Annotated in this window: 22 protein-coding genes and 1 pseudogene; 14 read left to right on the top strand and 9 right to left on the bottom strand. The window is 65.4% G+C overall.

From position 1 onward, the window contains the following. Positions 1 to 70 precede the first annotated feature (70 nt). Positions 71 to 851 (top strand): annotated as a pseudogene (locus tag ACVIIV_RS08315) (hypothetical protein). 157 nt (positions 852 to 1,008) lie between these two features. Beyond that, complete coding sequence (locus ACVIIV_RS08310; RefSeq protein ID WP_456743756.1) at positions 1,009 to 1,407, top strand: hypothetical protein; 399 nt, start codon at positions 1,009 to 1,011, stop codon at positions 1,405 to 1,407. Between the two features lie 181 nt (positions 1,408 to 1,588). On the opposite strand, the gene ACVIIV_RS08305 is transcribed toward ACVIIV_RS08310, so the two are convergent. After that, complete coding sequence (locus ACVIIV_RS08305; RefSeq protein WP_456743755.1) at positions 1,589 to 2,233, bottom strand: DapH/DapD/GlmU-related protein; 645 nt, start codon at positions 2,231 to 2,233, stop codon at positions 1,589 to 1,591. A gap of 156 nt (positions 2,234 to 2,389) precedes the next feature. Then, positions 2,390 to 3,502, bottom strand: a complete 1,113-nt coding sequence (gene leuB / locus ACVIIV_RS08300; RefSeq protein ID WP_456743754.1) for a 3-isopropylmalate dehydrogenase — start codon at positions 3,500 to 3,502, stop codon at positions 2,390 to 2,392. 130 nt (positions 3,503 to 3,632) lie between these two features. Between leuB and ACVIIV_RS08295 the strand changes: the two genes are divergently transcribed. After that, positions 3,633 to 4,829 carry a YbfB/YjiJ family MFS transporter gene (locus ACVIIV_RS08295; RefSeq protein ID WP_456743753.1) on the top strand — a complete coding sequence of 399 codons (1,197 nt, stop codon included), beginning with the start codon at positions 3,633 to 3,635 and terminating at the stop codon, positions 4,827 to 4,829. Positions 4,830 to 4,923: 94 nt separating this feature from the next. Here the strand turns inward: ACVIIV_RS08295 and ACVIIV_RS08290 are convergent, their stop codons facing one another. From ACVIIV_RS08290 to ACVIIV_RS08275, 4 genes are all read right to left on the bottom strand, one after another. Then, the gene (locus ACVIIV_RS08290) at positions 4,924 to 5,706 is read right to left on the bottom strand and encodes a molybdopterin-binding protein (RefSeq protein ID WP_456743752.1); all 783 of its coding nucleotides are present in this window, start codon (positions 5,704 to 5,706) and stop codon (positions 4,924 to 4,926) included. Positions 5,707 to 5,720: 14 nt separating this feature from the next. After that, positions 5,721 to 6,350, bottom strand: coding sequence for a cytochrome b/b6 domain-containing protein (locus tag ACVIIV_RS08285; protein WP_456743751.1), 630 nt, complete (start codon positions 6,348 to 6,350; stop codon positions 5,721 to 5,723). A gap of 183 nt (positions 6,351 to 6,533) precedes the next feature. After that, a complete protein-coding gene (locus ACVIIV_RS08280; protein WP_456743750.1) occupies positions 6,534 to 7,088 on the bottom strand; it encodes a fasciclin domain-containing protein in 555 nt (184 codons plus the stop codon). 300 nt (positions 7,089 to 7,388) lie between these two features. After that, complete coding sequence (locus ACVIIV_RS08275; RefSeq protein ID WP_456743749.1) at positions 7,389 to 8,150, bottom strand: SDR family oxidoreductase; 762 nt, start codon at positions 8,148 to 8,150, stop codon at positions 7,389 to 7,391. Positions 8,151 to 8,236: 86 nt separating this feature from the next. Here ACVIIV_RS08275 and ACVIIV_RS08270 point away from each other — a divergent pair, with 86 nt between their 5' ends. Beyond that, a complete protein-coding gene (locus ACVIIV_RS08270) occupies positions 8,237 to 9,766 on the top strand; it encodes a malonate--CoA ligase (RefSeq protein WP_456743748.1) in 1,530 nt (509 codons plus the stop codon). A gap of 120 nt (positions 9,767 to 9,886) precedes the next feature. Here the strand turns inward: ACVIIV_RS08270 and ACVIIV_RS08265 are convergent, their stop codons facing one another. Beyond that, positions 9,887 to 10,747, bottom strand: coding sequence for a sulfite exporter TauE/SafE family protein (locus ACVIIV_RS08265; RefSeq protein WP_456743747.1), 861 nt, complete (start codon positions 10,745 to 10,747; stop codon positions 9,887 to 9,889). Between the two features lie 523 nt (positions 10,748 to 11,270). On the opposite strand from ACVIIV_RS08265, the gene sdhC reads away from it, so the two are divergent. The 6 genes from sdhC (at position 11,271) to ACVIIV_RS08235 (ending at position 19,148) form a co-directional block, all read left to right on the top strand. Further along, positions 11,271 to 11,669, top strand: a complete 399-nt coding sequence (sdhC, locus tag ACVIIV_RS08260; RefSeq protein ID WP_456743746.1) for a succinate dehydrogenase, cytochrome b556 subunit — start codon at positions 11,271 to 11,273, stop codon at positions 11,667 to 11,669. After that, on the top strand, positions 11,666 to 12,070 hold the full coding sequence (gene sdhD / locus ACVIIV_RS08255; RefSeq protein WP_456743745.1) for a succinate dehydrogenase, hydrophobic membrane anchor protein: 405 nt from the start codon (positions 11,666 to 11,668) through the stop codon (positions 12,068 to 12,070). Before sdhC ends, sdhD begins: the two co-directional genes overlap by 4 nt. Positions 12,071 to 12,074: 4 nt before the next feature. Continuing rightward, positions 12,075 to 13,910, top strand: coding sequence for a succinate dehydrogenase flavoprotein subunit (gene sdhA, locus ACVIIV_RS08250; RefSeq protein ID WP_456743744.1), 1,836 nt, complete (start codon positions 12,075 to 12,077; stop codon positions 13,908 to 13,910). Positions 13,911 to 14,014: 104 nt separating this feature from the next. Further along, a complete protein-coding gene (locus ACVIIV_RS08245; protein ID WP_060734471.1) occupies positions 14,015 to 14,797 on the top strand; it encodes a succinate dehydrogenase iron-sulfur subunit in 783 nt (260 codons plus the stop codon). 187 nt (positions 14,798 to 14,984) lie between these two features. Beyond that, positions 14,985 to 17,138 (top strand): ATP-binding protein, encoded by a 2,154-nt coding sequence (locus ACVIIV_RS08240; RefSeq protein ID WP_456743743.1) that lies wholly within the window; start codon positions 14,985 to 14,987, stop codon positions 17,136 to 17,138. 54 nt (positions 17,139 to 17,192) lie between these two features. Continuing rightward, positions 17,193 to 19,148: an ABC transporter ATP-binding protein/permease gene (locus ACVIIV_RS08235; protein ID WP_456743742.1), complete on the top strand. Its 1,956-nt coding sequence runs from the start codon at positions 17,193 to 17,195 to the stop codon at positions 19,146 to 19,148. A 326-nt stretch (positions 19,149 to 19,474) separates the two neighbouring features. On the opposite strand, the gene ACVIIV_RS08230 is transcribed toward ACVIIV_RS08235, so the two are convergent. Continuing rightward, positions 19,475 to 20,521, bottom strand: a complete 1,047-nt coding sequence (locus ACVIIV_RS08230) for an IS110 family RNA-guided transposase (RefSeq protein ID WP_456743055.1) — start codon at positions 20,519 to 20,521, stop codon at positions 19,475 to 19,477. A gap of 241 nt (positions 20,522 to 20,762) precedes the next feature. Between ACVIIV_RS08230 and ACVIIV_RS08225 the strand changes: the two genes are divergently transcribed. The 4 genes from ACVIIV_RS08225 to ACVIIV_RS08210 all read left to right on the top strand — a co-directional run bounded on the left by ACVIIV_RS08225 (position 20,763) and on the right by ACVIIV_RS08210 (position 24,616). Beyond that, positions 20,763 to 21,587: an FkbM family methyltransferase gene (locus ACVIIV_RS08225; RefSeq protein WP_456743741.1), complete on the top strand. Its 825-nt coding sequence runs from the start codon at positions 20,763 to 20,765 to the stop codon at positions 21,585 to 21,587. 24 nt (positions 21,588 to 21,611) lie between these two features. Further along, entirely contained in the window at positions 21,612 to 21,998 is a 387-nt protein-coding gene (locus ACVIIV_RS08220) for a VOC family protein (protein ID WP_456743740.1), read from the top strand. 83 nt (positions 21,999 to 22,081) lie between these two features. Further along, positions 22,082 to 22,324, top strand: coding sequence for a hypothetical protein (locus ACVIIV_RS08215; RefSeq protein WP_456743739.1), 243 nt, complete (start codon positions 22,082 to 22,084; stop codon positions 22,322 to 22,324). Positions 22,325 to 22,510: 186 nt separating this feature from the next. Continuing rightward, positions 22,511 to 24,616, top strand: a complete 2,106-nt coding sequence (locus ACVIIV_RS08210; protein WP_456743738.1) for an OmpA family protein — start codon at positions 22,511 to 22,513, stop codon at positions 24,614 to 24,616. A 65-nt stretch (positions 24,617 to 24,681) separates the two neighbouring features. Here the strand turns inward: ACVIIV_RS08210 and ACVIIV_RS08205 are convergent, their stop codons facing one another. Then, on the bottom strand, positions 24,682 to 26,439 hold the full coding sequence (locus ACVIIV_RS08205; RefSeq protein WP_456743737.1) for an alkaline phosphatase: 1,758 nt from the start codon (positions 26,437 to 26,439) through the stop codon (positions 24,682 to 24,684). Positions 26,440 to 26,453 lie beyond the last annotated feature (14 nt).

Here is a 26,453-nt window from a genome sequence, read left to right as displayed (position 1 = left end):
ACAGGAAGAGCAGCGCTTCTATGCGAGAACCGGCCGCAAGACAACGTGGGACCATGCCTTAGGGACGTGGATGCAGTCGCCTGAGGCCAGCACGGCCGTTAGCCCTACCCAGATCCAGCTGGCGCTCTTGGCTTTCGCCGACGAGGTCATCGGTACGCTGGCGCGCCTGGTCGCCTATGTGGGGGCGCTCGCCCTGTTTGCCATCCTCGCCCTCGCGGCGCTCGGCCAGCTGTCTGACTTGAACGACGATGAGCCGGCGGACAAGCCGGGCTGGAGCGTGGCCGACCGCTCGCACCCGGCCTTCGCAGTCAACCGGCTCGATTCCTCAGAGAAAACAGCATCTTACACCATCCTCAGGCACCCCGAGGGCGGCCGCAGGGACGTGCTGCGCCTGACCGACGCGGCGGACAAGCCTGTGGCCGAGCTCGAAATCTACCGCCAAGGCGCCGAATTCGACGTGACACGGCCGGCGGCCGCGGGCCTGGCGGCCCAGATGGGTTTGGGCGCGGCCACCCCGCTCGAGCAGGCCGGCCTGATCGACACCAAATTCGGCCCCGTTGCCCTGTTCCGGCCAACCGGCACGATGGAGGGCTGCCTCGGCTACCTCAAGCGCAGTGAGGAGCCGGGCTTGCAGATCTCCGGCTTCTCCTGCCAGGGCGGCAGCCTGCCCGCGACGCGCGCGGCGATCGCCTGCGCGCTGAACCGGCTGACGCTGCTGACGTCGGGCAACGACCCGAAGCTGGCGGAGTTGTTTCGCCCATGCCGAGCTGAAGCGCCGCGCCTGCGATCCCCAGGCATCGCCGGACTGGCTGCTGGGCGCCGCCAACGCGCAATTGCGCGGGGCGTTTTGATCGGCACCGCGCTCAAGTGGCTGGTTTGCATGCAACTTTTGTCCGCACGCCCGATTATTCCGAGCTGGTGTGACCCAATTGACCTAGCTGCGGTCACCCCGCCCGGGCTAGTATGGGGGTGAAATCGACTGGCGGCGTGCCGCCTGAAGGGGACGTGATGAGCTCGAAATTTGCTGGTGTAAACAAGTTGGCCGCGAACAAACTGGCGACATTGCTTGCGGCGGGCGCCGCAATTGCCATCGCGTTCGCGACGCCGGCTGCGGCCGACACCAAGATCAAGCGCTATGACGACCGCGGCCGCCCCTATTACGGACCGAGCGGCCCCAACGCGGTCTATCAGCAGGGCCGCACCCGCATCTATGTGAGCAAGCGCTCCTGGCTCGACGGCGGCACCGAGGTCAATCCGGGCGACCGCAAGTTCACCGACTACGCCTTCCCGCCGGCGGTGGGCTATCCGTCCTTCGCCCGCGAGAACCTCAACCGCCCGATCGACCGGCAGCCGCTCTCGCCGCCGCAGGATGTCGGCGGCTATCCGCAGAACTTCCCGCTGTACTGAGCGACGGATCGACCGAATCAAAAGGCCGGGCTCACGCCCGGCCTTTTTGTTTTTGGGGCGGTGCCGTTGGGCCCTCCTGCCTCTCCATCGTCATTGCGAGCGCAGCGAAGCAATCCAGAATCTCTCCGCTGAAAAATTCTGGATTGCTTCGTCGCTTCGCTCCTCGCAATGACGGCTGAGGCTACGCTTGAGCGGCAAAAGCCGGATCGTACCGACTGCAAAACTCCTCGATCGCCTCGGAGCGGAAATCACCGAGGCGCTCGAAGATGAGCGCATCCGGCCAATCCCACCAGGCGATGCGGCGCAGGCTCGCCGCGACGGCATCAGGGAATCGCTTGCGGATGGGGCGCGCGGGAACGCCGCCGACGATGGTGTAGGGCTCGACATCGCGGCTGACGACAGCGCCGGCGGCAATTACCGCGCCGTCGCCGACCGTGACGCCCGGCAGCAGGATGGCGGCGTGGCCGATCCAGACATCGTTGCCGACGATCACCCGGTCGCCGCGGCGACCCGCGAAGAAGTCGCGGTCGCGCGTCGCGCCCGCCTCGTAATATTCGGGGACATAGGTGAAGCGGTGCTGGGAGGGACGGCCCATTGGGTGGTTCGGCGCACCGATCCGCACCGAATTGGCGATTGCCGTGAACTTGCCGATCGCGGCATCGGCTATGTCGCAATTCTCGCCGAGATAGGAGTAGTCGCCGAGCGAAGCATATTCGATGCGCGTGCCCGCGAGCACCTCGCAGCGGCGCCCGATCTGCGCCTCGCACAGGCGCACCGTTTCATGGATGATGGTTTCCGCGATCTTGGGGCGGGGTGAGGCATCCATGACGCAGCTCCGAGAACAGGTGCGTAGGGTGGGTTAGCGCAGCGTAACCCACCACTCTAGTTTCCGCGGAGAACAGAAGAGGTGGGTTACGCCATGCAGTCTGCGCTTCGCGCAGTCTGCATGGCTAACCCACCCTACGATTCTGTGCCCGCCGCCTTACGCGTGCAGCTTCTGCAATTCCTTCAGGATCGCTTCGCCCATCTGCGTGGTCGAGGCGGCCGTGGTGCCTTCCGACTTAATGTCGGCGGTGCGCAGGCCGCTGGCGAGCACGGCGGCGATCGCGGCATCGACCTTGTCGGCGAGATCGCCCATGTCGAAGGAATAGCGCAGCGCCATGCCGAAGGACGAGATCATCGCGATCGGGTTGGCGAGGCCCTTGCCGGCGATATCAGGCGCCGAGCCGTGCACGGGCTCGTACAGCGCCTTGCGCTTCCTGGTCTTGACGTCGACCTCGCCGAGCGAGGCCGAGGGCAGCATGCCGAGCGAGCCCGTCAGCATCGCCGCAATGTCGGACAGCATGTCGCCGAACAGGTTGTCGGTGACGATGACGTCGAACTGCTTCGGCCATTTCACCAGCATCATGCCGCCGGAATCGGCGAGCTGATGCTCGAGCGTGACATCAGGATATTCGCGCTTGTGGACCTGGGTCATGACCTCGTTCCAGAGCACGCCCGACTTCATGACGTTGCGCTTCTCCATCGACGTCACCTTGTTCTTGCGCTTCCTCGCAAGCTCGAAGGCGACGCGGCCGATGCGCTCGATCTCATAGGTGTCGTAGACCTGGGTATCGATGGCGCGCTTCTGGCCGTTGCCGAGATCGGTGATGGTCTTGGGCTCGCCGAAATAGACGCCGCCGGTGAGCTCGCGCACGATCATGATGTCGAGGCCCTCGACCGCCTCGCGCTTGAGGCTGGAGGCATCGGCCAGCGCCGGGTAGCACATGGCCGGACGCAAATTGGCGAACAGCGCGAGATCCTTGCGCAGGCGGAGCAGGCCGGCTTCGGGGCGCACCTCATAGGGAACGGCATCCCACTTCGGTCCGCCGACCGCGCCGAAGATCACCGCATCGGCGTCCTTGGCCTTGACCATGTCGCCTTCGGAGATCGACACCTTGTGCGCGTCATAGGCGGAGCCGCCGACCAGGCCGGTGTCGGTCTCGAACTTGGCGATCCCGGCCGAATTGAGCCAGTCGATCAGCCGCTTCACCTCGCCCATTACCTCGGGGCCGATACCGTCGCCGGGGAGCAGCAGCAATTTGTGGGTCGCCATGGTCGTTCCTCTCAGGTCGAACTCGGCCGGAGTGCTAGAGCGGCGTTGCGCGCTTGGCAAGACACCATTGCCGCGCCGCGGCTGTGCAAGACGGGCAGGGCCTGCCACACTGCGCATGCCGGAGTACCCCTTGCACGCCCCTGACCGTCCCCCGAACCCGCATCCTGCGCGGCTGATCCTGACGCTGTCGCTGGCAGCGACGGTCGGGCTTGGCATCGGCCGCTTTGCCTATGCGCTGGTGCTGCCCGACATGCGGGAGGACCTCGGCTGGTCCTACTCGGCGGCCGGTTTCATGAACACCATCAACGCCGTCGGCTATCTCGTGGGCGCGCTTGTCGCGTCCCGGCTGATCCAGCGTATCGGCTGGTCGGCCGCGATCCGCGGCGGAACCCTGGCCTGCGTCGCCGCACTTGCAACATGCGCACTATCAGGCAATTTCGTCGCGCTGAGCCTGGCGCGCCTCGTGCTGGGCTTGGGCGCGGCGGCCGGCTTCGTCGCCGGCGGCGCGCTGGCTGCGACCATCGCGCAGTCGCGCCCGGAGCGGGCCAATTTCCTGCTGAGCCTGTTTTATGCCGGCCCCGGCATCGGCATTCTCGCCTCAGGGCTGATCGCCCCGTTCACGCTGCAATATTTCGGACCCGGCTCGTGGTGGATCGTCTGGTGGGCGCTGACGCTGCTGTCGGTCGCGATGACCATCCCGCTGTTCCTGATCCGCATCGAGAGCGGCGTCCGCTTCTCGGAAGGCGCTCACGGCTCGTTCGCGATCCAGCCGGTGCTGATCTATCTCGCCGGCTACTTCCTGTTCGGCGCGGGCTACATCGCCTACATGACCTTCATGATCGCTTATGTGCGCGACGGCGGCGGCGGGGCCGCGGCGCAGGCCGCGTTCTGGAGCCTGATCGGGCTATCCGCCTTCGTGACCCCCTGGGCTTGGCGCGGCGTGCTGGCGCTCGACCGCGGCGGGCTCGCCACGGCGATCATCCTCGGCACCAACGCGTTAGGGGCCGCCTTGCCGATCCTCGGGCATTCGCCGGCATGGCTCGCGGTCTCGGCCGTCGTGTTCGGCGTCGCCTTCTTCGCCGTGGTCGGCTCGACCACCGCCTTCGTCCGCTTCAATTATCCGCCGCAGGTGTGGCCGACGGCGATCGCGGCGATGACGATCTCGTTCGGCGTCGGCCAGACGCTGGGGCCGATCGCGGTGGGCGCGATCACGGATGCGCTGGGGAGCTTGAGCTACGCGCTGAATGTGTCGGCGGCATTGTTGGCGTTGGGCGCGGTGGCGGCGTTGTGTCAAAGGAAGGTGGGGCCGAAGAGCGCGGTCCAGTAGGGTGGGTTAGCCGCAGGCGTAACCCACCACTTCTGTCACTGCGGACATCAAAGAGGTGGATTACGCTGCGCTAATCCACCCTACAGCAGCTCGGCTAGCTTCCGCTGAACGAATTGTAGCCCTGGTCTTCCCAATAGCCGCCCTTGTAGTCGTTGGTCACTTCCATCGAGACCACGTATTTCGGGTTCTTGAAGCCGAGCTTTGTCGGCACGCGGATCTTCATCGGGAAGCCGTAGGCGCGTGGCAAAATCTCGTCCGCGTATTTGAACGTCATCTGGGTCTGCGGATGCAGCGCGCTGCGCATGTCGAGCGGCGAGTTGTAGCCGTCCTTGTCGGCACACTGGAACCAGACGTACTTCGCGCGGGTATCGGCGCCGATCAGCTTGAGGAAATCGCGCAAGGGCGTGCCGGTCCAGCTGCCGATCGCGCTCCAGCCCTCGACACAGATGTGGCGGGTGATCTGCGTGACCTGCGGCAGCTTATAGAGTTCGTCCAGCGTCCAGGACTTCTTGTTGTCGACGAGGCCGCGCACCTCGAGCTTCCAGTCCGCAGCCGAAACGTCGGGCGCGTCGTCGAGATCGTAATAGGCGTTGAACGGAAATGGCTTCGTGATCGCGCTTTCGGGAAACGTCGGTGCCAGCGCGTCGGGATTGAAGATGAAGGCTTGCACGGCGTCGTTGAATTTCGAGACCTGCTTCAGCATCTCCTCGGCCGAAGAGGAATCGACGACGTCGCAGCCGGTGAGCAGCGTCAGCGCACCGAGACTCGCGCCGCCCGCGATGAAGCGGCGGCGGGTCACGTCGGGCATCGTCTTGATGGAGTCCTTGATCAAGAGGCGCTTGTCGACGCCGGGGATCAGGAATGAGCGCTTGGCCATTGTTCTTCCTCCGCTCAACGACCGATGATCATCGCGCGCAGGCTCTTCGGCACCAGCAGCGCGAGCAAGACATGAATGACGAGGAACGCGCAGATCGCGGCCATGCAGAAGAAATGGACGTAGCGCGCGTTCGGATAGTCGCCGAACAGCATCACCAGGTAATAGAGCTGCACCGGCTTCCAGATCGCGAGACCCGACAGCACGATCAGCACGCCGACCACGATGATGCCGGCATAGAGCAGGCGTTGCACGTAATTGTACACGGTGAGATCGTCATGGCCGAGCTTGAAGGTCAGCGCCGCCTTGACATCGTGCAGCACGCCCGACGCCGTGATCGGCAACAGCTTCTTAGCGAAGCGGCCGGTGGCGAAGCCGGTGACGAGATAGGCGAGGCCGTTGATCATCAGCAGCCACATCGCGGCAAAGTGCCAGAGCAGGCCGCCGCCGAGCCAGCCGCCCAGCGTATACTCGCGTGGAAAGCTGAAACCGAACAGCGGCGAAGCGTTGTAGATCTGCCAGCCCGACAGGATCATCAGGATCATGGCGAGGGCGTTGATCCAGTGCATGACCCGCACCCAGGCTGGCTGGATCACTTTGGCCGGGGTGGCCCTGACCTGCTCGTCGGTGACTGTGAGGCTCGCCATGGTGGTTCCGTCCTGAAGGTCGCGTGACAACAATTATACGCCGGTGCGTCCAATTTCGTTACGCCCTGTCCGGCATCGAATCGATGCCGGCGGGCTATACCGGTCACAAAAAAGCGAGCCGGGCACCCCCGGCTCGCCGTCCCGAAGCACCCTGTTCGGGGGATGAAACAGGGGTGCGCGGTGTTACGTCGCCGGCATCAGCACGGTGTCGACCACATGGATGACGCCGTTCGACTGGTTGACGTTGGAGATCGTCACCATCGAGGTGCCGCCCTTGGCATCGACGATCCAGGTCTTGCCGTCCTGCTTCTTCACCATGAGTTCCTCGCCTTCCGCGGTCTTCAGCTTCTTGCCGTCAGTGAGGTCGGAGGTTGCGAGCTTGCCGGCCACGACATGGTAGGTGAGGATCTTGGTCAGCGTCGCCTTGTTCTCGGGCTTGACCAGATTGTCGACGGTGCCGGCCGGCAGCTTGCCGAAGGCGGCGTTGGTCGGCGCGAACACCGTGAACGGACCCTTGCTTTCCAGCGTCGGCACCAGGCCCGCCGCCTTCACCGCCGCCACCAGGGTGGTGTGGTCCTTCGAGTTGACGGCGTTCTGGACGATGTTCTTGGATGGGAACATCGTGGCGCCGCCGACCATGACGGTCTTTTCCTCGGCGCTCACAGGCGCGACGACGGTCGCGGTGATGGCGAGGGCGCTGAAGGCGGCGGCAGCGAGATAGGCAATGCGCTTCGACATGGAAAGTCTCCCGATTGAATTGTAGCCGGCGGGGCCGGCGTTGAGTTGGGGCAACAACGGCAGCTGCGAAAGGTGATGCAGCAGTGCCGTCGTTGGACCGAACTACGGGAGGGTTTGCGATGCGGTTTCGGAGAAAAATTCTTTGTGATGCGTGAAACTATGCGGGGGCGTGTTCGTGTGCTCGATCCGCCGTCATTGCGAGGAGCTCTTGCGACGAAGCAATCCAAACTGTCTCCGCGGGATAGATTTCTGGATTGCGTCGCTGCGCTCGCAATGACGAGTTCGCGGCCACGACCTTGGCTAATCCCTGTTCGTCGGCGTTTGAATAAACCCGCGATTATGCGTCGGGCTGATCAGCACTTCGTTGATGCAGACGCGCGCCGGCATGCTCGCAATGAACGCGATGGTGCGGCCGAGATCTTCGGATTGCAGCATCCTGGCCTGCTCTGCCTCGCTCGGCACCACCGGGCGCAGCTTCAGGATCGGCGTCGCCACCTCGCCCGGCATCAGGCAGCAGGCGCGCAGGCCGTTGACGCATTCGTCCATGTTGAAGGAGTGGGTCAGCGCCAGCACCGCATGCTTGGTCGTGGTGTAGGCCGGGCCCGGCATCTTGGAGACGTGGCGGCCGGCCCAGGACGAGACGTTGATGATCGAACCGTCCTGCTGCTTGCGCATCGTCGGCAGCACCGCGCGCATGCAATAGAGCACGCCGTTGAGATTGACCTGGACCAGCTTGTCCCAGCCCTCCAGTTCCATGTCCTTCCAGCTGCGTTTGGGGACATTGATACCGGCATTGTTCACCAGGAGATCGATGCGGCCGTGCTTCGCGACGATCTGATCGGCCGCCTTCTGGGCCTCGGCGGCGTTGGACACGTCCAACGCGATGGCTTCCGCTGCGCCGCCCGTCTTGGTGATCTTCGCGACCACGGCATCCAGGGCTGACTGGCGCCGGCCGGACACCACCACCGTCCAGCCGTCGGCAGCTAACGCCTCGGCGCCGGCCTCCCCGATCCCGCTGCCGCCGCCCGTGACCCAGGCCACGCGTTTCCCGTTTTTTGACATGCAAACTGTCTCCGTTGCTTCATCGGGGCGGTTTTTGCTAATCCAGCCCTCGGTTTTGACCGGCCTCTGCCGGCGAGGAATGTTGCATGAACCAAGCTGCCAACGCCAACCTGTTTTCCCGCCTGTTCGACGGCCTCGACGATCCGAAACGGCTCGCGATCGAGACGCATGACGGCGCCCATATCAGCTATGGCGATCTGATCGCGCGCGCCGGGCAAATGGCGAACGTGCTGGTCGCCCGCGGCGTGAAGCCCGGGGACCGCGTCGCGGTGCAGGTGGAGAAATCCGTCGCCAACATCGTGCTGTATCTCGGCACCGTGCGCGCCGGCGCAGTCTATCTGCCGCTCAACACCGCCTACACGCTGAACGAGCTCGACTACTTCATCGGCGATGCCGAGCCGTCGCTCGTGGTCTGCGATCCCTCCAAGGCGGAAGGGCTCGCCCCGATCGCCGCCAAGGTGAAGGCCAAGGTCGAGACGCTCGGACCCGACGGCAAGGGCTCGCTGACGGAGGCCGCTGAGAAGGCGAGCAGCGAGTTCACAACAGTGCCGCGCGAAAACGACGATCTTGCCGCGATCCTCTACACCTCGGGCACCACCGGCCGCTCCAAGGGCGCGATGCTGACGCATGACAATCTGGCGTCCAACTCGCTCTCGCTCGTCGACTACTGGCGCTTCACCGACAAGGACGTCTTGATCCACGCGCTGCCGATCTACCACACCCATGGCCTGTTCGTGGCGACCAATGTGACGCTGTTCGCCCGCGCCTCGATGATCTTCCTGCCCAAGCTCGATCCGGACCTGATCATCAAGCTGATGGCGCGCGCCACGGTGCTGATGGGCGTGCCGACCTTCTACACCCGCCTGCTGCAGAACCCCGCGCTGTCGCATGAGACGACCAGGCACATGCGCCTGTTCATCTCGGGCTCGGCGCCGCTCTTGGCCGAGACCCATCGCGAATGGTCGGCGCGCACGGGACATGCCGTGCTCGAGCGCTACGGCATGACCGAAACCAACATGAACACGTCGAACCCATACGATGGCGAGCGCGTACCCGGCGCAGTCGGTTTCCCGCTGCCGGGCGTCTCTGTGCGCGTGACCGATCCCGAAACCGGCAAGGAGTTGCCGCGCGAGGAGATCGGCATGATCGAGGTGAAGGGCCCGAACGTCTTCAAGGGCTATTGGCGCATGCCGGAGAAGACCAAGTCCGAATTCCGGCCCGACGGCTTCTTCATCACCGGCGACCTCGGCAAGATCGACGACAAGGGCTACGTCCACATCCTCGGCCGCGGCAAGGATCTCGTGATCTCCGGCGGCTTCAACGTCTACCCGAAGGAGATCGAGAGCGAGATCGACGCCATGCCCGGCGTGGTGGAGTCCGCCGTGATCGGCGTGCCGCACGCCGATTTCGGCGAGGGCGTCACGGCGGTGCTGGTGCGCCAGCCCGGCGCGAGCATCGATGAAGCAGCCGTGCTGAAGGGCCTGGACGGACGCCTCGCGAAATTCAAGATGCCGAAGCGCGTCTTCGTTGTCGACGAGCTGCCGCGCAACACCATGGGCAAGGTGCAGAAGAACATCTTGCGCGAGACCTATAAGGATATTTACGCGAAGAAGTGAGGTCGCCGCTGCTCTCTCGTCGTCATTGCGAGGAGCCCTTGCGACGAAGCAATCCAGACTGTCTCCGTGGAGAGATTCTGGATTGCTTCGCTGCGCTCGCAATGACGGTGGACGCGGCGACTACAAGCCGCCGACCAGGCTCATCACAAACCGGCTGCCGACTACGAACAGATAACACCCGAACGCGACTTCCAGCGTGCGCTTCGACATCGCATGCGCAGCTCTCACCCCTAACGGCGCCGTGACGAGGCTCATCGGCATCACCAACACGGCGCCGATCAGTGAGACGTAGCCGAGTGCGAACGGAATCTGCAGCGCTGCGACGGCGGGATAGTTCGCCGCCGCTGGCCAGCCGGCATAGATGTAGCCGAGTGCGCCGGGAATCGAGATCAGCACCGCGAGCGCCGACGAGGTCGCGACCGCCTGATGGATCGGACGGCTGTAGAAGGTCATCAGCAGATTCGAGAACAGGCCGCCGCCGATGCCCATCAGGGTCGAGAGGATGCCGACGCAAAAGCCGTAGACGCGCATCAATGGGCCCTTCGGCAGATCATCGCCGAGTTTCCAGGTCTCGCGCGCGAAGATCAGCCGGACCGCGGCTGACCAGGCCACGGCGACGAACACGATCTTGAACAGCCGCTCCGGCGCAAAGCGCGCGATCACACTGCCGGCGAGGACGCCGATCACAATCGGCAGCCACCAGACGCGCAGGATGGCGATGTCGACGGCGCCGCGCTTGTAATGCGCCCGGAACGAGCGGATCGAGGTGGGGATGATCACCGCGAGTGAGGTGCCGACGCAGAGCGGCATCCGCACCTCCAGCGGCACGCCGGCGATGCGGAAGCATTCGTAGAACACCGGCACGAGAATCGCGCCGCCGCCGATCCCGAACACGCCGGCCAGGAATCCCGAGAGCGCACCGGTTGCGATCAGCAGCAGCGCGAGCTCGACGATTTCCTTGATATCAAGTCCTGCAACCACCCCTGACCTGCCTCGGCGACTGGTCGCAGCTCCTCGGAGAGCTCGATTCGGAACCGGCTATGTAAAGCTGTAGGCGATCTGCCGGGTCTGGTCGACAACCGGGGCGACCCGGCTGGGGTGGAATGCGGGCGGTGCATATCGGTCGTCGGCGCGCATGGTGCCGCTGGGCTGCGCGCCGGGATTAGCCGTCCTGGGGAGTGCGCGGCAGGCTGCCGCGATGGTTTGGCCGGAATGAACGGCCGGTGACAGTGGGTGGGTTAGAGGCGTTCCAATAGTGATTTCAACGCGCCTCGCACGATCGTATCAAGAAATGAATGTATATTTCTATCTTCGTTGGCAGACCGACTTGCTGGTATACCAAGCCCCTGATTGGCCTTGTTTCATCAAGGCTGTAGAGCTGAACTCACGTTCGATTTATGGCCATTTGGTGATTGCGCAGGCCAGATCGACTCCGTAAATAGAGCCGACCTTTCGCGATCCCCGCGCGCCCCATGCTGGGCCGCAACAAACATCAAAGCCGCCCATGACCGCACGGATCGAACGACCGCTTTCGCCGCACATCCAAACCTATCGCTGGACCCTCACGATGGCGCTGTCCATCGTCCATCGCGCCACCGGTATCGCCCTCTACGTCGGAACCCTGCTGCTGGTCTGGTGGCTGGTTGCAGCGGCCTCCGGCCCGGCGGCCTATGCGCACGTCCAGGCCTTCTCTGGAAGCATCATCGGCCGTCTGATCGTGTTCGGCTACACCTGGGCGCTGATGCACCATATGTTGAGCGGCATCCGGCATTTCATCTGGGATCTCGGCTATGGCTTCAAGGCCAATGAGCGGGAAGCGCTGACCTGGGGCGCCCTGATCGGCGGCATCGCTTTGACGGTCCTTATCTGGATCATCGCCTATGCGATCGGAGGTGGACGATGAGCGCAACCGATACGCCGAAGCGCAGCATGCGCACCCCGCTCGGCCGCGTCCGCAATCTCGGCGCCGCGCATTCGGGCACGTCCGATTTCTGGCGCCAGCGCATCACTGGCGTCGCGATGACCCTGCTGATGATCCCGGTGCTGGTGATCATCATGATGTTGCTCGGCCGCAATCAGGTCGGCGCTGCGCAGATTCTCAGCTCAATTCCCGTTGCGGTGATCCTGCTCCTCTTCATCTTCGCCAGCGCTTGGCACATGAAGATCGGCATGCAGGTGGTGATCGAGGACTACGTCCATAACGAGAAGCTGAAGCTCACCGCGATCATGCTCAACAATTTCTTCTCGTTCGCCGTGGCGCTCGCCTCGACCTACGCGATTCTGAAGCTTTCTTCCGGAGTGTAAACCCATGGCCGCTGAGACGAATGGCAAGGGCAACGGCGCTCCCGCCACCAACGGAAAAGCCTATCCGATCGAAGACCACACCTATGACGTCGTCGTGGTCGGCGCCGGCGGCGCGGGCTTACGCGCCGTGGTCGGCTGCAGCGAGGCCGGTCTTCGCACCGCCTGCATCACCAAAGTGTTTCCGACCCGCTCGCACACGGTCGCGGCGCAGGGCGGCATCTCCGCCTCGCTCGGCAACATGCACAAGGACGACTGGCGCTGGCACATGTACGACACCGTGAAGGGGTCGGACTGGCTCGGCGACCAGGACGCGATCGAATACATGGTGCGCAACGCGCCCGAGGCGGTCTACGAGCTCGAGCATTGGGGCGTGCCGTTCTCGCGTACCGAGGACGGCAAGATCTACCAGCGTCCGTTCGGCGGCATGACCCTGGACTACGGCAAAGGCCAGGCGCAGCGCACCTGCGCCGCCGCCGACCGCACCGGTCACGCCATGCTGCACACGATGTACGGCCAGTCGCTGCGCCACGCGGCCGAGTTCTTCATCGAGTTCTTCGCCATCGACCTGATCATGGACGACCAGGGCACCTGCCGCGGCGTCATCGCGCTCAAGCTCGATGACGGAACGCTGCACCGCTTCCGCGCCCAGACCGTGATCCTCGCCACCGGCGGCTATGGCCGCGCCTACGCCTCCTGCACCTCGGCGCATACCTGCACCGGCGACGGCGGCGGCATGGTGCTGCGCGCCGGCCTGCCGCTGCAGGACATGGAATTCGTCCAGTTCCACCCGACCGGCATCTACGGTTCGGGCTGTCTCGTCACCGAGGGCGCGCGCGGCGAAGGCGGTTATCTCGTCAACGCCGAGGGCGAGCGCTTCATGGAGCGTTACGCGCCGTCGGCGAAGGACCTCGCCTCGCGCGACGTGGTCTCGCGCGCGATGACGATCGAGATCCGCGAAGGCCGCGGCGTCGGCAAGAAGAAGGACCACATCTTCCTGCACCTCGACCACCTCGATCCCGCCGTGCTGGCCGAGCGCCTGCCGGGCATCTCGGAATCGGCCAAGATCTTCGCCAATGTCGACGTGACGCGCGAGCCGATCCCGATCGTGCCGACCGTGCACTACAACATGGGCGGCATCCCCACCAACTATCACGGCGAAGTGCTGACCAAGAAGGACGGCGACGACAACGCAGTGATCCCCGGCCTGATGGCGATCGGCGAAGCCGCCTGCGTCTCCGTGCACGGCGCCAACCGCCTCGGCTCCAACTCGCTGATCGACCTCGTCGTGTTCGGCCGCGCTGCGGCGCTCCGCCTCGCCGAGAAGCTCACGCCCAACGGCAAGCAGCCCGAGCTGCCGGCGAACTCGGCCGAGATGGCGCTCGGCCGGCTCGACCATTACCGCTACGCATCCGGCGGCACTCCGACCGCGAAGCTGCGCGAGGGCATGCAGCACGTGATGCAGAACAATTGCGCCGTGTTCCGCACCGGCGAAGTGCTGAGCGAAGGCCAGAACCTGATCGCAAAGGTCCACAGCGGCATCACCGATATCGCCGTGTCCGACCGCTCGCTGGTGTGGAATTCGGACCTGGTCGAGACGCTGGAGTTCGACAATCTGATCTCGCAGGCGGTGGTGACGATGAACTCGGCCGCCAACCGCACCGAGAGCCGCGGCGCTCATGCCCGCGAGGACTTCTCCGAGCGCGACGACAAGAACTGGATGAAGCACACGCTGGCCTGGCTGGACGACGCCGGCAAGGTCAAGATCGAGTACCGCCCGGTTCACGACTACACCATGACCAACGACGTGCAGTACATCCCGCCGAAGGCGCGCGTGTATTGATCATTGCTCGTCATGCGCGGGCTTGACCCGCGCATCCATCTTCTCAGAAGGATGGATTGCCGGGTCAAGCCCGGCAGTGACGAGGGAAACCAGAGGCAGGACTTATGGTTGAATTCGCACTTCCGAAGAACTCGAAGATTTCCGGCGGCAAGACCTGGCCGAAGCCCGCGGGCGCGACCGAGCTCCGCGAGTTCAAGGTCTATCGCTGGAATCCGGACGACGGCAAAAATCCGAGCGTCGACACCTACTACGTCGACACCAATGATTGCGGTCCGATGGTGCTGGACGGCCTGATCTGGATCAAGAACCACATCGATCCGTCGCTGACCTTCCGCCGCTCCTGCCGTGAAGGCGTCTGCGGCTCCTGTGCCATGAACATCGACGGCCAGAACACGCTGGCCTGCACCCGCTCGATGCACGACGTGAAGGACGGCGCGGTGAAGATCAATCCGCTGCCGCACCAGCCGGTGGTGAAGGATCTCGTCCCCGACCTCACCAATTTCTACGCGCAGTACGCCTCGGTCGAACCGTGGCTGAAGACGACCTCGCCGACGCCGCAGAAGGAATGGCGCCAGAGCCACGAGGACCGCGAGAAGCTCGACGGCCTTTACGAGTGCATCCTGTGCGCCTGCTGTTCGACCTCCTGCCCGAGCTATTGGTGGAACAGCGAGCGCTATCTCGGCCCCGCCGCGCTGCTCCAGGCCAACCGCTGGGTGTCCGATTCGCGCGACGAGGCCACCGGCGAGCGCCTCGACAATCTCGAGGACCCGTTCCGCCTCTATCGCTGCCACACCATCATGAACTGCGCCAAGGCGTGCCCGAAGGGCCTGAACCCGGCCGAAGCCATCGCCGAGCTGAAGCTCAAGATGGTCGAACGCCAGATCTGAGACGAAGGCCATCCCTTCCACCCCGGCCAGATCGGCCGGGGTGTTCTGCAATTGCGTTCAATTCGAGCAGAATTTTTCTTCTCCCGCCCGGCGGGCAAAATTTCGTCCCACAACCAACAGTTCCAGCATAAGCTGCTTCCTTCCTTGCGCGGGTTTCAGTTAAGCTCCCGTCAGGGACGGAGCGACTGTGCAGAGGGCGCAACGCAACTCGCTGAGGCTGTTGCAGTGGATGATGGCGGCATCCCTGGCGCTGCCGATTGCGCTCTTCGTCGTTGCCGCCACGATCTCCTACACATCGACCAGGGATATCGCCGACCGGGAGATCGAGCGCACCGTCGATGTCGCTCATGAGCACGCGCTCAAGGTGTTCGAGACCATCGACCGCAGCCTCGCCGAGCTTAACGAGGTCGTGCGCGGCCTTTCCGACGAAACCATCCGCGCGCGAGAACCGACGCTGCATCGCCGCCTGAAGCGCCTGACCGATTCGCTGCCGCAGCTCAAATCGGCCTGGATCTTCGATGCGGACGGAAAAGCGCTGGTCAACAGCCTTGTCTCGCCACCGCCTGAGCTCGGCTTTGCCGACCGCGATTACTTCTATGCCCATATCGACCAGAGCATCGGCACTTTCATCGGCAAGGCCCTGACGCCACGGCCGCCCTATCAGGGCGCGCGCTTTTTCAGCATGAGCCACCGCCGCGATACCGACGACGGCAGCTTCATCGGCGTAATCCAGGCCTCCGTTCTGCCGGATTATTTCGAGAGCTTTTACGCCAGGATCGGCTCCGATCCCGGCAGCTTCTTCGCGATGGGCCGCACCGACGGCGTGGTACTGGCCCATTTCCCGCGGCTCGACCGTGACCTCCGCCTCGATCCGGGCGGACCTGTCGGCCGCGAGATCGCGGCTCACCCCGAGCACGGCCTCATCACCGCCGTCTGGCCCTCGGACGGCATCGAGCGGCGCATCGCCTACCGGCGTGTTGCCGAATATCCGATCTATGTCAGCGCCGGGCTCGAGACCTCGGCGATCCGCGCGCGCTGGTTCGCCACCATGGGCCAGCATCTGGTGTTCGGCATTCCCGCCACCGCGCTGCTGTTTCTGCTGCTGACGCTCGCCATGCGGCGCACCCAGCACCTTCAGGCCGAAGCTGCAAAGCGGCGCGAGGCCGAGGAGGCGCTCAAGCACAGCCAGCGCCTGGAGGCGCTCGGCCAGCTCACCGGAGGCGTCGCCCACGACTTCAACAACCTCCTGACGGTGATCCGCGCCTCGGTCGATTTGTTGAACCGCCCGCAGCTGACCGAGGAGCGGCGCCAGCGCTACATCACGGCCATTGCGGATTCAGTGGCGCGCGCGGCCAAGCTGACTTCCCAGCTGCTCGCCTTTGCGCGGCGCCAGACCCTCAAGCCGGAGGTGTTCGACGTCGGCGCGCGGGTGCAGTCGCTGCACGATATGCTCGCCACGCTGCTGGGTCCCGCGATCGAGATCGTCATGCAGCTGCCGGCGGAGCCGTGCCTCGTCAATGCCGATGCCAGCCAATTCGAGACCGCGCTGATCAACATGGCGACCAATGCGCGCGATGCCATGCAGGGCAAAGGCAGGATCGTCTTCAGGGTCGAGGCCACAACGACCGTTGCGGACACGCTGACGCAGCTTTCGGCCAGCCAGACCTCGGCAGACCATGGCTTTGTCCGCGTGACGGTCAGCGACACCGGCGTCGGCATTCCCGCCGCGCGGCTCGGACGAATCTTCGAGCCGTTCTTCACCACCAAGCAGGTCGGCCACGGCACCGGTCTCGGCCTGTCCCAGGTGTTCGGCTTCGCCCGGCAGTCCGGCGGCGAGGTGACTGTGACGAGCGAGGTGGGGCACGGCAGCACCTTCTCGCTCTATCTGCCGCGTGTGCCGCCGGACCTGCTGCCGGAGCGCCAAGCGCCCAACACTGCGCCGGCGGTGGCCGGAAGCGGCATGTCGGTGCTGGTGGTCGAGGACAATATCGCGCTTGCCAATTTCGCCGCTGATGGCCTCACCGAACTCGGCTACACCATCACTCTGGTCGATAATGCAACCGACGCACTCGCCGAGCTCATCGTGGACGCGGACCGTTTCGATGTCGTGTTCTCGGACGTGGTGATGCCCGGGATGACCGGGCTCGATTTGGCCCAGGCGATCCGCGATCGCGGCATCGGCGTGCCGGTCGTGCTGACCACCGGTTACAGCCAGGCCCTGTCACAGGACGGCGCTGCCGGCTTCGAGCTCGTGCAAAAGCCCTATTCGATCGAGGAGTTGTCGCGCGTTCTGCACCGGGCCGCGCGGCTGCGACGCGTGCGCGACGGCGCCGCCGAGTGATTCCGCGGCCGGAACCGAAGGGAACCGATTGATTTCCTTGTGCGTTGTTCGCTCATGCACAAGCCGGCCACAACGCGCGAACGGGGCAGGAAGGCGCCCATTGTGGAGATCAAAGGCGCGCACGGCGATGATGTGGCACCGCCGCCGCCCGAGCTGGTCGAACCCGACCCCGAGCTATCACCCGAGGAAGCCGAGCAGGCCCGCAAGGATTATCTGCTGACGCGGTTCTGGATCAGCGCGCGCGGTTTCTGGGGCCGCAACGGCGATCGCCTGGCCTGGCCGTTCTCGATCGGTCTCGGCGTGCTGATCGTGCTGATCGTCGTTTTTCAATACGGCATCAACGTCTGGAATCGGGCCATCTTCGATGCCATCGAGCAGCGCGACGCGACGAGCGTGTTCCGTCTCACCGTAATGTTCGTCCCGCTCGCGATCGGAAGCATCGTGCTCGGCGTGGCGCAGGTGTTCGCGCGGATGAGCATCCAGCGGCGCTGGCGGGCCTGGTTAACTGCGAGCGTACTGACGCGGTGGCTCAAGAATGGGCGCTACTACCAGCTCAACCTCGTCGGCGGCGATCACGGAAATCCCGAATACCGGATCGCGGAGGATCTGCGGATTGCGACCGACTCCCCGGTCGATTTCCTCGCCGGCGTCACATCCGCGCTGCTGTCGGCCATCACCTTCATCGTCGTGCTCTGGACCATCGGCGGCGCGCTCACCGTGACGCTCGGCGGCTCCGCCATCACCATTCCTGGCTTCCTGGTGATCGCCGCAATGTTATACGCCGCGATCGCCTCGGGCTCGATCACGATGATCGGCCGACGCTTCGTGCAGATCTCCGAGAACAAGAACCAGGCCGAGGCCGATTTCCGCTACACGCTGACGCGCGTGCGCGAGCACGGCGAGAGCATCGCATTGCTCGGCGGCGAGCAGGAGGAGCGTGACGGCATCGACCGCAATCTTGCCCGCGTGCTGCGGCAATGGGCGCGGCTCGCCGGCCAGCATATGCGCACCACGCTGGTGTCGCAGGGATCCAGCCTCGTTGCACCGGTCGTGCCACTGCTGCTCTGCGCGCCAAAATTCCTCGACGGCAGCATGACGCTCGGTCAGGTGATGCAGGCGGCCTCCGCCTTCACCATCGTGCAGAGCGCGTTCGGCTGGCTGGTCGACAATTATCCGCGGCTGGCCGACTGGAACGCCTGTGCGCGCCGCATCGCCTCGCTGATGATGTCGCTCGACGGCCTCGAACGCGCCGAGCAGGGCGACGGCCTCGGCCGCATCAAGCGCGGCGAGACGCGCAACGACGCCATGCTGGAGCTGCGCGATCTCTCGGTCACGTTAGATGACGGCACCGCGGTGGTCGGCGAGACCGAGGTGGTGATCGAGCCCGGGGAGCGGCTGCTGGTCGCCGGCGAATCCGGCACCGGCAAGAGCACACTGGTGCGCGCCATTGCGGGGCTATGGCCATGGGGCGACGGAAGCGTCAATTTCCATCCGGACCGGCGGCTGTTCATGCTGCCGCAACGGCCCTATGTGCCCTCCGGCTCCTTGCGGCGGGCGGTCGCCTATCCCGGCGCTGCCGACCACTGGACCGTCGACGAAATCGGTGAAGCCCTGCACAAGGTCGGCCTCGATCATCTCAAGGAGAAGATCGAAGAGGAAGGGCCGTGGGACCAGACGCTGTCGGGTGGCGAGAAGCAGCGCCTCGCCTTCGCGCGGCTGCTGCTGCACAATCCCGATATCGTCGTGCTCGATGAGGCGACCTCGGCGCTCGACGAGAAGAGCCAGGACAAGATGATGAATATGATCACCGACGAACTGCCGAAGGCGACCATCGTCAGCGTCGCGCATCGCGCCGAGCTGGAGGCTTTCCACAGCCGCAAGATCGTGCTGGAGCGGCGCAAGGACGGTGCCAAGCTCGTCAGCGACATCGACCTGATTCCGCGCAAGGGCAGGCGCAGGCTGCTCGGGCGATTCCTGAGGCAGCGGAAGGCGCCGAAGAAGGCGGCGTGAGGCGTTCTCCGTCGTCCCGGACAAGCGCGCCAAAAGCGCGCGCCGATCCGGGACCCATATGTGGACGGCCCCCGTGGCACAAGAGCTTTGTGAAGGTTTTGATCGGATCGCTTGCATCCATATGTCCGGCCTGTTGGTTCGGCGTGTGAGACCGCTGGCCAAGATGGTTTCCGCGACACGAGCTCGAATCAACCACGCGACCTTGATCGGCCAATGGGTCCCACGGATTTGCTCGCATCATCGGTCGATCGATCGCACCATCTCCTCTGCTCTTGCAGCTCCGGTTCGGCCGGTGGGTGAACCCGCCGGTCGGCCGAATCTCTCAACTACGCGGCGGCTGCCGTTTGGTCGGCTCGGGCATCCAGCCGCGCGCTGTCATATTCCTGTCCAGTCGTCATCAGCTTCCAGGCGATGCGGGCCATCTTGTTGGCGAGTGCCACCGCAGCAAGCTTCGGTGTCTTGCGCTTCAAGAGCTCGACGAGCCAATGCGGGCCAGAGCCTTTCGCTGTCGCTTGCTTGACCACCGAGGTCGCTCCGACCACCAGCAGCTGACGCAATCTCTCATCGCCGGCGCGGGTAATCTTGCCGAGCCTGGTCTTGCCGGCGGTGGAATGGTCCTTTGGGGTCAGACCGAGCCAGGCTGCGAACAGCCGGCCCGAGCGGAAGGCGTGCGGATCTGGCGCCTTCATGACCAGCGCTGCGGCGGTGACCGGACCAATCCCCGGGATCTGCGCTAGGCGCCGGCTCAAGGCATCGGCGCGATGCCAGGCCAGCAGCTTGGCCTCGACCGCCTTCAGCTCGACTTGCACCTGGTCATATTGGCGAGCGAGCAACGCAAACAGCTCGCGAGCCAGCGCTGGAACGCGATCGTCCTGTTTGATCGCCGCCAGGAACGCAGCGAGCTTGTCCAGCCCCTTGGCTGCGATCAAACCGAACTCCGCCGCATGACCGCGGATCGTATTGGAGAGCTGGGTGCGACGCGCGACCAATTGCTCGCGTACGCCCAGCAGCATCAGCGCTGCCTGCTGTTCGGCCGTCTTCACCGGAACATAGCGCATCCGCGGCCGGCTCGCCGCCTCACACAGTCCCTCCGCATCGCGCCCGTCGTTCTTGTTGCGCGGCACGTACGGCTTGACCAGTTGCGGCGCGATCAGCTTGACCGTGTGCCCGAGCCTGCCAAGCTCCCGCGCCAGGTAGTGCGCGGCCCCGCAAGCCTCGATCACAATCACCGTCGGCGGCAGCTTGGCAAAGAACTCCAGCATCGCCTTGCGGCTGAGCCGTTTGCGCAGCACCATCTGCTCTGACGCATCAACGCCATGGAGTTGAAAAATATACTTCGACGTATCCATCCCAATGCGGATAATCTGGCTCACGGACGGCTCCTGTGAATGAGTGTGTGACAACCTCATTCTGGCACAACTGATGCCGTAGGGGGCCGTCCACACCATCAGCCACAGGATTGAGTTTGGCGAAGACTCGGAGTGGGCGTCTCGCGTCACACTCCTCACTGTGGTTATGGGTCCCGGGCTCGCTTCGCGCCCCCGGACGACACTGACGTTGGAGTCGCCCGCAAAACCGGCTATGCATGCCTCGCCTGCAACGAGGACCTGCTGCTTGCCGACCGACAATGCCCCTTCGTCAGCGCCGTTCGGCGCGTTTGCGCCCAATGCGGCACAGGCTGCGCTCATCCGCCTGGCTCAACGGTCAGGGCTGAAGCGCGGCGCGTTCCGGCCGTGGCTGTCGCGGCTGGTCAATCTGCTGCGGAGCGGGCCGATCGACGTGCAGTATCAGGGCGCTTCGTTCCGCTTCCATCACCAGGGCAGCGCGACCGAGCGCGGCGCGCTGTTCAACCCCGACTACAATCTCGACGAGCTCGACTTCCTCCGCCAGCACACCCCTGCGGGCGGCACGTTCGTCGACGTCGGCGCCAATGTCGGCACCTTTGCACTGGTGATGGCGCGGCAGGTCGGGACCACGGGGAAGGTGGTTGCCATCGAGCCGCATCCGCTCACCTTCGGACGGCTCTCCTTCAATCACGCCGCGTCGAAGACGCCGCAGGTGCGCCTGGTGCAGGCGGCCGCGGGCGACAGCGACGGCGAGCTGATGATCGAGAGCGGTGGCGGCAATCTCGGCGCCACCCATGTCGTCACCGGCACGGCCAGTGCCGAGGCCATCAAGGTGCCGTCGCTGCGGTTGACACGCATTCTGGAGGAGGCCGGCGTCCGCCAAGTCGATTCGCTCAAGATCGACGTCGAGGGTTTTGAGGACCGCGTGCTGACCGGCTTCTTCCGCGACGCGCCGCAATCGCTATGGCCGCGCGCGGTGGTTATCGAACACCTGTCACAAAACGAATGGCAGCAGGATTGTATTGCCGACATGGTCGTGCGCGGCTTTACGATCGCACGCAAGACACGGAGCAATACGTTCCTGTCGCGCTGACGAGGACAAGCAACGGAGGTTATGATGATCGACCATTTGGGTTTCTCCGTCTCCGACTATGAGCGCGCGAAAGCGTTCTACGCTAGAGCGCTGGCGCCGCTCGGCTATGGCCTGATCATGGAAGTGACGGCAGAGCAGACCGGCCACGCGGCGGCCGCAGGCTTCGGCGCCGACGGCAAGCCGGACTTCTGGTTCGGCGCGGAAGGCGCCATGAACAAGCCGGTGCATATCGCGATCGCAGCCAAGGACCGCGCCACGGTCGACGCCTTCTACAAAGCGGCGATGGCGGCCGGTGGCCGCGACAACGGTCCGCCCGGCATCCGTCCGCATTATCACGCGAACTATTACGGCGCCTTCGTGCTCGATCCCGACGGCCACAATATCGAGGCCGTCTGTCACGCGCCGGAATAAGGCGGGCCTCGAAGCGATGTGACGAGGAACATCAGCGCTGCATCGTCGTTGTCGTTCTCCGGACAACGATCTCGATGATGCCGATGCCGATCGAACCGCCCGAGATTCCGCCGTCGACGCCCGGCACTCCGACCGAGCCGCCGCCCGGAATTCCGCCGGGCAATCCGCAGCCCGACATCACGCCGCCGGTGCGCGAGCCAGACGCGCCGGCGCCGCCGGACGAGTTGCCACCGCGCGCTCCCGAGGAGATTCCGCGACGCGGACCGAATGGACCGCGCACGCCCAATCCTGCAACGGACGCAAATCCGCCGCGCGATCAGCTATGAGGGGAAGCATCATATGTGAGGCGATTGCAAGCTGCGTCTGAATGCGCAATGAACGTCGCCGTAGTGAGATGATTTGCGTGCAGAAATAAATCGGACTGCGGTCGCATCGCCCGCCACAATGCGGCCTAACGCGTAGCTGTTCATCACAACACTTCGTCAAAGAACCTTCCGGGGAAGTTCACCACCATGACCAACCTTCGTTTCGTGCTGCTTGCGACGACGGCTCTGACCGCGATGCAATTGGCAAACACCGCATCGCATGCGCAAAGCGCTTCGCCGCTCGTGGTCGCACAGGCCCAGCCTCAAGAGACGGGCCCTGATGGAAAACCGAAGCAGCCGCCGAAGGGACCGCCCGCGGCCGCCCCACCCGCGCGCCCGGCGGCACCGCCGCCCGCGGCACCCCCGCCGGCAGCCGCACCGCCGCGCCCGGCAGCGCCGCCTCCACCTCCACCTGCAGCCCGTCCGGCGCCTCCGCCGCCCCCGCCGCCGTCGGCCGCTCCGAAGCAGCCTTCGCCGCCTCCACCGCCGGCCGCCCCGAAGCAGCCTTCGCCGCCTCCGGCTGCGGCGCCGCAGCAACACGCCCCGACACCACCTCCTCCGACGCCGCCTGCCGCGCGCCCGGCTCCCACGCCGCCGCCTGCGGCTCGCCCGACCCCGACCCCTCCGCCGCCGCCAGCGGCTCCGTCGGCCCGGCCGACGCCTGCGCCAACGGCGACACCGCCTGCGCCGACAGCAGCGCCTACGGCCCGCCCCGGCGCGCCTGCGCCGGCAGCCACGCCTGCTCCGACGGCGACACCCACGCCGACACCTGCGCCGACCGCAACGCCGGCGCCGGGCAGCACGCCTGGCGCGCCGCCGGCTGGCCGCCCCGGCGCGCCTCCGCCCGGTGCACGTCCCGGCTCGCCTCCGGCGGCAGGATCGCCGGCCCCCGGTGCCGCGCCCGCTCCAACGGCAACGCCGGCTCCCGGCAGCACTCCGACGCCGCCGGCCGGACGTCCGGGGGCGGCAACGCCCGCTCCCGGCGCGACCCCAGCCCCGACGGCGACGCCAACGCCCGGCCAACAGGGTGGAACGCCTCCTGCCGGCGCGCCCGCTGCCGGAACTCCGGCTGCGCCGCCCCAGGCCGGCACCCTCCCGCCCCGGCCCGCAGCTCCGGCCGGCGCCGCAGCACCGACGGTCGTCCCCGGCTCGCCCGCCGCAGCACCGCCGCCCAACAGGGCGCAATACGCGCCGCCGACGGTCGCACCGGCCTTCCGTGCCGCGCCGACAGTCGCTGCACCCTTGCCGCCCCCGCCGCGTCCGCAGCAGCGTGATCTGACGCCGCTCGCGGTTGGTGCAGGCGTGGTGGCAGGCGCCGTGATCGGTGCGACCATCGCCGACCTCCACAACCAACGACGCGAGGTCGTCGAGGGCGGCCGCACCGTCTATACCGAGCCGGACCGCATCATCATCCGCGATCCGGGCGGGCAGGCCTATGTCCGCGGCAACGATCTCTATCGCTTCCGCTATGGCGCCCGCGACATCCGCACCGACACCGTCGGCGGCGAAACCCGCACCGTCGTGATCCGTCCCGACGGCAGCGAGGTGATCACCGTGGTCGGCCCGGACGGCTCGCTGCTGCGGCGGATCCGCAGGGATCCCGGCGGGCGCGAGATCGTCATCATCGACAACAGCTACCGCGATCCGCGCGCGGTCGGCGGCTTCTATGTCGACGCGCCGCCGCCGGTCGTGAACATTCCCTACGATCGCTACATCGTCGACGCCCAGGAGGCGTCGCCGGACGTGATCTACGCGACCATGCAGGCACCGCCGGTGCAGCGGATCGAGCGGCGTTACTCGCTTGACGAGATCCGCTACAGCCCGAATGTCCGCATGCAGATGCCGAGCATCGACGTCAACACGATCAACTTCGAGACGGGATCGTGGACCATCCCGCCGGACCAGGCGGCCCGGCTGCAGGTGATCGCCGACGGCCTCAACCAGGCGATCCAGCGCAATCCGCGCGAAGTGTTCCTGATCGAGGGACACACCGATGCGGTCGGCAACGAGGTCGACAATCTGTCGCTGTCGGACCGCCGTGCGCAGTCCGCGGCCGAATTGCTGACGCAGCAGTTCAATGTGCCGGCGGAAAACCTGACGTCACAGGGCTATGGCGAGCAGTATCTGAAGGAGCAGACGCAGGGACCGAGCCTGATCAACCGGCGCGTCACGGTCCGCCGCATCACGCCGCTGCTCAATGGCGGCCAGGCCTCGCTGCCGCCGCCCCCGCCCGGCACCGCGCCGCCGCGCTGAGGCGAAGCACAAACGCAAATGGCCGGGAGCGATCCCGGCCATTTTGTTTGGAGCGTGTGCAGCCGCTACTGCCCGGCCGCGAGCCCGAGCGCGTCGGCCATGACACGGAACACTTCGGTATTGTCCATCGAGCCGTGCACGCGCTCGCTGCCCGGTCCGGTCGCGGTCAGGATGACGTCCTCGCCCGAATGCACGCTGGCGCCGACCAGCGCCGACAGATTGCCGGGGCGCAGCACCGCGCCCGGGACCTCCTTGTATTTGTCGTTGGCCTTGAAGGTGCCGTCGTCGCCGGCCTTGACGGTCGGCTCGTTGGGATTGTCCAGCTTCGGACGGAACGTCTCGTAGTGATCCGGCAGGCTGGCGGAGAAGATGGCTAGCCGCCGGCTCACGTCGACGCGTGCCGGATAACCTTCCGCATCCGGCGCCGGATAGTTAGGGAATCCGGCCTTATCGTAGACTGCGACGCGCTCGCGTAAGGGAACATTGGGCACGGTGCCCATGTCGTCATTCACCGTGCCGACAAGGCTGTTGGGATGATTGTGGTCCGCCGCCACCAGGATGAGGGTGTCGTCACCACGTGCGCGCGCCCATTCGCGCGTCTGGCGCACCGCGTTGTCGAGCATGATCGTGTCGTAGACGGCGCGCTCCATGTCGAGCAAATGCGCGTATTTGTCGATCATTCCGGACTCGACCATCAGGAAGAAACCGTTCTCGTTCCTCGAGAGGATGTTCAGCGCTCCCTGCACCTGCTCGGTCAGATCGGGCTGCTCGGGGAATTTCTTGACGCCGCCGCCCTTCAGGAATTTGCGGTCGAGCACACCGTCCATGTTGCCGGTGGCGAACAAGCCGAGCAGCTTATTCGTCTCTGGCCTCGCGGCGGACGCCCCGAGCTCGCTCGCGGTGGTCGCCACCTGATAGCCGGCATCGCGAAACTTCGCGATGTAGTCGGTCTCGTCCTTGCGCTTCGAGCCGGCGGCCGACTTCGGCAGAAAATTCGCGCTGCCGCCGCCCATCAGGACATCCGGCTTCGCCGTGAAGAATTGCTCGACGATGTCGTCATAGGCGGCGCGCCGGCGGGTGTGCGCAACCATCGCCGCCGGGGTCGCGTCTTCGATCTCGGTATTGGTGACGATGCCGATCGCCATGCCGAGCCGCCTTTTGGCGAGACTCGTGATGGTTTCGACCCGGGGATCGTCCAACGGGCTTGCGGTGCGGTCCGCATAGACGCCGAGGGCGTTGACGGCGCTCTTGTGCCCGGTCGCATAGGCGCTGGCCGAGTTCGCGGAATCAGTGATTATCGAGTCCGAGCCGGCGGTCGCGACCAGCGCCATATGGGGCATCTCGTCGATGGCGAGCTTGCCGCGGCTCTTGCCCTCCGAGATCCCCTTGGACAGGATTCGCGCGGCGACCCGATGCGCCGGCGACATGCCGTCACCGATGAACAGGATGACGTTCTTCGCCTTGCGCTGGCCCGTGTCGTAGACCGTCCACGTGACGCTGCGCTGGCGCGTGCCATCGCTCACGTCCACGGCAACGCTGCCCGGCGTGGTCAGCGTGACGTCGCGCAGGATCAGGGCCGACTGCTCCTTGCCGTCCTCGCGTTCAATGAAGGTCCCGGCACGTCCGAACGCGGTCGAATAATCTGCGCCATTCACCGTCACCTTCAACTTGGCGGGATCGACCGGCCCGGGAAGCTCGATCTTGAAGTCGAATTTGGCTCCCGCCAGGATCTCGGCACGATCGATCGGATAGATCGTCTGTGCCGACGACGATGATGTCCAACTGAGGACGATGAGAAAGACAAGGGCCGAATTCTTGATCATGCGCGATGCTCCGC

This window comes from Bradyrhizobium sp. USDA 4354, from assembly GCF_054060315.1.
This window is presented reverse-complemented; position numbering and strand designations above follow the sequence as displayed.